Annotated in this window: 1 protein-coding gene; it reads right to left on the reverse strand. The window is 70.0% G+C overall.

Features of this window, described 5'->3' with window-relative positions; all coding sequences use genetic code 11:
- Positions 1–243: 243 nt before the first annotated feature.
- Positions 244–2064 (reverse strand): peptidoglycan D,D-transpeptidase FtsI family protein, encoded by a 1821-nt coding sequence (locus ABD908_RS27105; protein ID WP_345001973.1) that lies wholly within the window; start codon positions 2062–2064, stop codon positions 244–246.
- Positions 2065–2218: the final 154 nt, after the last annotated feature.

Raw genomic sequence — 2218 nt, forward strand, 5'->3', positions numbered from 1 at the left:
GCTCACAGAACGACATGGCTACGATCCGACTTGTGCCGGGCACCGCGCCGAACAGGTCGCCGGGGCGCACGTCCTGTGCGCGCACCGTCGCCCCTGTGACGGTGACGGCGACGTCCGCGGACGGGACGCTCAGGCCGGGGACGGCCGCGGCCAGCGCGCCGAGGGAGACCCCGGCCCCGGAGGTGGGTCGTGTCGGATCCGAATCGGGCACCGGCTGAGAGTACCCGCCGGTACGGACAGGGGTTACCAACCCGCCTGCAGCAGCAGTTTCGGGGCCGCCGGGGACAGCGGGACGGCCATCTTCTGCAGCAGGTAGGCGGCGATGTCGTGGAACAGCGGCGCCGCGGACTGCCCGCCACTGCCGTCGGAGCTGCGCGTCGGCGCGTCCATCATGATGCCGACCACGAATCGGGGATCGTTGGTGGGAGCGATCCCCGCGAAGGTGATGTTGTAGACCGAGTCGTAGTAGGCGTGCGTCACCGGGTTGACCTGCTGGGCGGTACCCGTCTTACCGCTGAGCTGGTATCCGGGGATCGCGCCCGAGCAACCGGTGCCGCGCTGTAGGCCCGTGTCGCACTGCAGCGCGGCACGGAACATGTTCAGCACGGTGTGGGCCGCCTCGGGCGTGACCACCTGGACGCCCTGCGGGGTCGTCGTCGGGTTGTGACCACCGTCGACGCTCTCGATGATGCGCGGCGGGATCCGCAGGCCGCCGTTGGCGATGGCCTGGTACATGTCCGTCATCTGCAGGAGCGTCATGGACAGGCCCTGGCCGATCGGCAGGTTGGCGAACGTGCCGCCGGACCACTGACTGCGCGCCGGGACGTACCCGTCGCTCTCGCCCGGCAGGCCGACGCCGGTGGCCTGACCCAGGCCGAACCGGTGCACGTACTCCGCGAAGCGGTTCTCCCCCAGCCGCTGCGCCAGCATCAGCGTGCCCACGTTGGACGACTTACCGAACACGCCGGTCGTCGTATACGGCGCGACGCTGTGCACCCAGTCGTCGTGCACCGTGACACCGGCCAGGTGGATGTCGCCCGGGACCTGCAGCACCTCGGTCGGGGTGGTCAGGTGGTTGTCGATCACGGCCGACGCCGTGATGATCTTGTTCACCGAGCCGGGCTCGAACGGGGTGGTGACCGACGGGTTGCCCAGGTCCGCGTTCGGCGGGTTGTTGGCCACTCCGAGAGCGGGGTTGAACGTGTTGTTGTTCGCCATCGCGAGGACCTGCCCGGTCTTCGCGTCGAGGACCACGGCGCGCACGGCCTTGGCACCCGACTTCTTGTACGCCTGCTGCACGGCCTGCTGGACGAAGAACTGGATGTCGTTGTCGATGGTCAGCGTGACCTTGGAGCCGTTCACCGCGGGGTGCACGTCGCGGGTACTGCCCGGGATGACGACACCGTCGGAGCCGCGGTCGTAGACCTCCGAGCCGTCCTTGCCGGCCAACACCGAGTCGAGGGAGGACTCGAGGCCGATGAGGCCGCGCCCGTCCCAGCCCGTGGTGCCCACGATGTTGGCGGCGAGCGAGCCACCGGGGTAGTTGCGGATGCTCTGCCGCTCGGCGCCCACCTCGCTGTACTTGTCGGTGATCTCCGACGCCTTGGCCGGGTCGACGCCGCGGGCCAGGTACACGAACGGCTCGTTGCCGGTGAGCTGGCCGTACAGGGTGTTCTCGTCGACCTTGTCGCCGAGCACCTGGGCTATGTCGTGCGCGATGTCCTTCAACCGCTGGGTGGGCTCGGGCGCGGTCTTGGGGTCCTTCTTATATGCGTCCTCGAGCTGCTTGCGCACCACGATCGGCTGGAACGTGAGCGACTTGGCCTCCATCGTGAACGCGATGGGCTGGCCGTTCCGATCCACGATCGAGCCGCGGGTGGCGGGCAGCACCTCGTACACCTCGCGCTGGTCGGCTGCGCGCCGGGACAGCGACGGCGCCTCCACGAACTGCACCACGGCCAGCCACACCGCGATCGCGGTGAACACGGCGAGGATCACGGCGCCACCGAATCGGTTGCGTCGCAGGTACGTCGTGTCGAGCCCGGCCTTGATCCCGCTCTGCAGCCGGCTACGGGCGGATGTGGGCCTGCTGGGGCGCGGCTGGCGCGGCCGACCCGGTCGGGCTGCGCCCTGCCGCGGCGAGCCCTGTCTCGGAGCCCCCTGGCGTGTCGCACCCGACTGGCGGGGCGCACCGGACTGTGGCGGCGCGCCGCGGCCC

The sequence above is a fragment of the Tsukamurella soli genome (genome assembly GCF_039541155.1).
Taxonomy (GTDB): Bacteria; Actinomycetota; Actinomycetes; order Mycobacteriales; family Mycobacteriaceae; genus Tsukamurella; species Tsukamurella soli.